4 protein-coding genes are annotated in these 4,100 nt (G+C 49.0%); 1 reads left to right on the top strand and 3 read right to left on the bottom strand.

Annotated elements, in window-relative coordinates; translation table 11 throughout:
* From UB23_RS30070 to UB23_RS01810, 3 genes are all read right to left on the bottom strand, one after another.
* Positions 1 to 191 (bottom strand): hypothetical protein (locus UB23_RS30070; protein WP_236695822.1); only part of this gene is annotated, 191 nt, incomplete at its 3' end.
* 66 nt (positions 192 to 257) lie between these two features.
* Positions 258 to 1,763: a M81 family metallopeptidase gene (locus tag UB23_RS01815; protein WP_045057634.1), complete on the bottom strand. Its 1,506-nt coding sequence runs from the start codon at positions 1,761 to 1,763 to the stop codon at positions 258 to 260.
* 26 nt (positions 1,764 to 1,789) lie between these two features.
* The gene (locus tag UB23_RS01810; protein WP_045057633.1) at positions 1,790 to 3,097 is read right to left on the bottom strand and encodes an MFS transporter; all 1,308 of its coding nucleotides are present in this window, start codon (positions 3,095 to 3,097) and stop codon (positions 1,790 to 1,792) included.
* A 127-nt stretch (positions 3,098 to 3,224) separates the two neighbouring features.
* On the opposite strand from UB23_RS01810, the gene UB23_RS01805 reads away from it, so the two are divergent.
* The coding region (locus UB23_RS01805) for a LysR family transcriptional regulator (RefSeq protein ID WP_045057635.1) at positions 3,225 to 4,100 on the top strand (876 nt) is incomplete at its 3' end.

Raw genomic sequence — 4,100 nt, 5'->3', positions numbered from 1 at the left:
AGATGTGTATAAGAGACAGAAATAACAGAAGCCACAAGAAAATCTTCCACGCCAACGCAACACACACGAATCCCACGCAGCGTTCGCGAACGCGAATGCATCAACTTAATATGCACAACTGGAATACCTTCTATCTTATCTACTGGTGTAATCCACTTTCTGACTCCAGATAGATCAGGAAGTATTTTCAATCCAGGCGAACGTCCCCTACGCCATTTAACGTTAATGCAGTTCAATACCTAATTTGGAAACGGTCATTAAACGCGGAGTGCAGGGCTGTGGAATGAAGGCCCATTGGGTTTTAGCCTGATTCCCTCACGAAGTCTTTTCCATGGAATGTCCGCAGGATCTGCTGTCATGGGCCCAGGCGCTTTGGCAACGAGTATTTGGTCGGCAATCGGCGCGAAATCGGCGCGGAAATGAACAGAACTTTTGTTAACCAGTACACTCATTTTTTCTGGTTCTATACCTGCTATCCGATACAAATTCCTGTCCAGCATCTGACATTTACCAGAGCTGACAGCAACCTTCACTCCCCCGATTTTCAAGCATGCAACAGGCCCCACATCAACCTCCATGCCATTCATCATGGGGCCTGCAAAACGACAGCGGCCATCGGATAGGTGCATTACTTCAAAGCGCCCCTGCAAGGGACTATCACCCAGTGCACCTGACTGTCCCCCCAGCGTTATCTCAATGAAACCGCCTACCCCGGCTGCAATGGCGGACTGAACTGCTGCCGGGTCATAAAGCAATCCTACGGCGGCATTAGTAGCACCGTGTTTAATGAGTGCTTTAAGCATTCCTGTTGTGTTCGAATCCCCGCCTGCTCCCGGGTTGTCTTGGGTATCGGCAATGACGATTGGACGCTGAGCGGTTTCTGCTAATGTCATTGCTCGGAGCACTGCTTCGTCCGGGAGCAGGAAAGGTACTTCCCACTGATCCTCCTCCCCCACTATCTTTCTATAAAGGACAGCGACAGCAGCCTTGATCGCTTGCCTGTCTGTTCCATAACCCCAGATAACCGGCCCACACTCCTCGAAATCAGCAGCCGGAAAGCCTGGAGTAAATGACAATGAAAGACCTTCGGACTCAAGGTGTTCTAATTGGTCGTAAAGGCTTCGTGCTGGATCCATGAGCGTGCACATCCCGTTTATCGGGATCAGGAAAGGGAGTCGCAGACTCTCGCAATGCAGTTTTCCCGAACGGAGCCGCAATTCAAGTAATTTGGCAGCTCGTGCGCCAGTATCTGCCATATCCACGTGGGGATAAGTACGAAATGCAACCATTGCATCTGCGTGGTTGAGCATCAACTCAGTAACATTAGCGTGTAAATCCAAAGATACGACTATCGGAATATCCTGGCCGACAACAGCTCGCAGCCGAGCTAGGAGCGTTCCTTCTCCGTCGTCCGTATGTTCGGCAACCATAGCCCCATGCAAGTCTAGATATATACCGTCGATTGCTTCGTTTGCCGCGGCCATTATGATTTCATCGGTAATGCGGTCGTAGGTCTCTTGAGTAACATGCGCGGATGGACTGGCTCCAGCCCAGATCACCGGGACTACTTCATAGCCCAAGCGCTCTGCTTCAATCAGAAACCCGCCTGCCGGAATATTGACATTACGAAGTTCCAACATCTCAACGCCTCTTACCATCTGAGGAAAACCTTCACCCCTGACAAAATTCTCATATTCAGCTTTGGAGGGCGCGAACGTATTTGTTTCGTGTTGAAAACCAGCGATCAGAATTCGATATGTCATGGCTATTAAACGCCTCGTTGAAATTTTTAGACAGGCTGTGTGATGCAAACTTTTTGCTTAACACGTTGCGGCTTGTTGGCGGCAAGTATCAATGAACCCACTATTAGAATTGCAGCCATGACCAGAAGACCTGAATCAGAGTTGCCAGTGATGGACTTGGCATAACCGATCACCGTGGGACTGAGAAACCCGCCCGTTAACCCAATGGTGTTAATAACTGCGATACCACCCGCAGCAGTGTCACCTTTGAAGTATTGCGAAGGAATTGCCCAAAACACTGTATAAGCAACCCACATCATGGTCGTAGCAAGCGTCAAGAAACTGAGTGCAAAAACAAACTCATTCTTGTAAATCACAGACCCCATTAAACTAATGGCTGCAATTAACGCCGGTACAGCGGTATGCCAACGCCGCTCAAAAAAGTAATCTGATGTACGACCAAAGACCAACATCCCTGCCATCGCACCCACATATGGAATCGCTGAGTACAGGCCGATCTGCATGACACCTTGAACGCCTGCGTCCTTCAGAATGGATGGCAGCCAAAAGCTCATGGTGTAAATTCCGCAAATCAAGCAGAAATAACCAGCCGCCATCAGATACACACGAGGGTCTTTTAACACTTGTACAAATGAATGGTGGGCTCCCTGCCCTTCACCGATATGCGCATTCAGCACTTGTTTTTCACGCGCACTCAACCAAGGCGCGACCGAGGGTTTATCGCTAAGAACTTTCAACGCTATGAGACCTAACACTACAGCCGGTAATGCCTCCAGAAAAAACATCCACTGCCATCCGGCCAAGCCGTGGAAACCTGCGAAGGTGGTCATGATCCACGCGGACAAAGGGGCCCCAAATATGCCGCCCAGTGGCCCCGCAAGCATAACGATCGCCATCACTCTGCCTAACCGTTCACGGCCATACCAATAGGTAAGGTAAAAAATCATTCCGGGAGCGAAACCCGCCTCAAAGACTCCGAGGAAAAAACGCAGCACGTAAAATGATCTCTCGCTTTCGACGAAAACCATGCATGCAGATGTGATACCCCACAAAATCATTACCCGGCTGAGCGTCTTGCGCGCTCCGATCTTGGGCAATAGCAAATTGCTAGGGGTTTCGAACAAGGCATAGCCTATGAAAAAAATTCCGGCACCAAGTCCATAAGCAGCGTCAGATAAACTTAGATCGCTTTGCATCTGAAGCTTGGCAAATCCCACATTTACCCGATCCAGATACGCCACTACGTAACATAGGAGCAAAAAGGGTAATAACCGCCAGTCTATTTTCCGATAGATGGTCGATAGCTCGCTCGATGGATTGATGCAATTTTGCATACTGCCTCCGCTGTAGGCGTTTTTATTGTGCGATTGATATTCAGGCGGAATGGCAAGGCAAGCAAGAGCAACTTTTTGATGTTATCGTTGCTCTGAGGGCAACGGTCATGCAAGGGGAGGATTTTTTGTGAGAGATCTGAATCAACGCCGAATGCGGTATTTCTATGAGGTTCTGTCCAGCGGTTCCATTCGTGGGGCAGCCGAAAACCTGAACACGGCACCTTCAGTTATCACCCGGCAAATCCAACTTCTGGAAGAGGAAGTGGAAACTATATTGTTTGAAAGGCAAGCACGTGGAGTGGTTCCTACTGAAGCAGCCCACCTTCTCTTGGAGTTCTGGCGTGGCTGCCAGGCACAACAAGAGCATCTTGAAGACCGCTTGCGAGGATTGAAGGGGTTAAGGGAGGGTGAAGTCCGTATCGTTACCAGCGAGGGGTTCATCGACTTGCTGATCGACAATGTTTTGAGGGATTTCACTGCCACCTATCCTGGTATTCGTATCAGTCTAGATGTACTTCCGGTCAAGAGCGTTCTGGAGGAAGTAGTTCAGAGCGCAGCCCATATCGGCCTCGCGTACAATCCACCTGCGCATCCTGAAGTCACCTATCGCGCATCATCACTGCAACCTGTTCGATTGCTCATGCGATCAGATCATCCGCTTACGCATCTCAGTGAACCTCTGAAATTCGAAGAGATAATGCGTTACCCGTTAGCTGTGATGCCGCTTCAATACGGATTAGGACAGATTATTCAGCTCGTAACACATACAGAAAATCTATCCATTCGACCGGCCATGGTAACGAACTCTCTTACCGCTCTCCGACGTTATGTGATGAGCGGAGATGCGGTAACGATGATGAGCGAATTTTCCGCCTTTAACGATATGATTAGCGGAGATCTTGTTACTCGATCAATCGATCACCCACTATTCCAAAACATATATGCTCGTCTTCTAGTTAAAAAAAGAAAGCCCCAATCTGTTGGTGCAGAAGAACTTATAAAA

Origin of the sequence: Pseudomonas sp. ES3-33, assembly GCF_000952175.1 — a bacterium.
In the GTDB taxonomy this organism is placed as follows: Bacteria; Pseudomonadota; Gammaproteobacteria; order Pseudomonadales; family Pseudomonadaceae; genus Aquipseudomonas; species Aquipseudomonas gregormendelii.
The sequence above is the reverse complement of the archived record's forward strand: the minus strand, read 5'-3'. Positions and strand labels throughout refer to the sequence as shown.

Bases quoted from the DNA above. Each gene is read 5' to 3' on its own strand.
- UB23_RS01815 (WP_045057634.1), bottom strand. From the start codon at position 1,763: ATGACATATCGAATTCTGATCGCTGGTTTTCAACACGAAACAAATACG.
- UB23_RS01810 (WP_045057633.1), bottom strand. From the start codon at position 3,097: ATGCAAAATTGCATCAATCCATCGAGCGAGCTATCGACCATCTATCGG.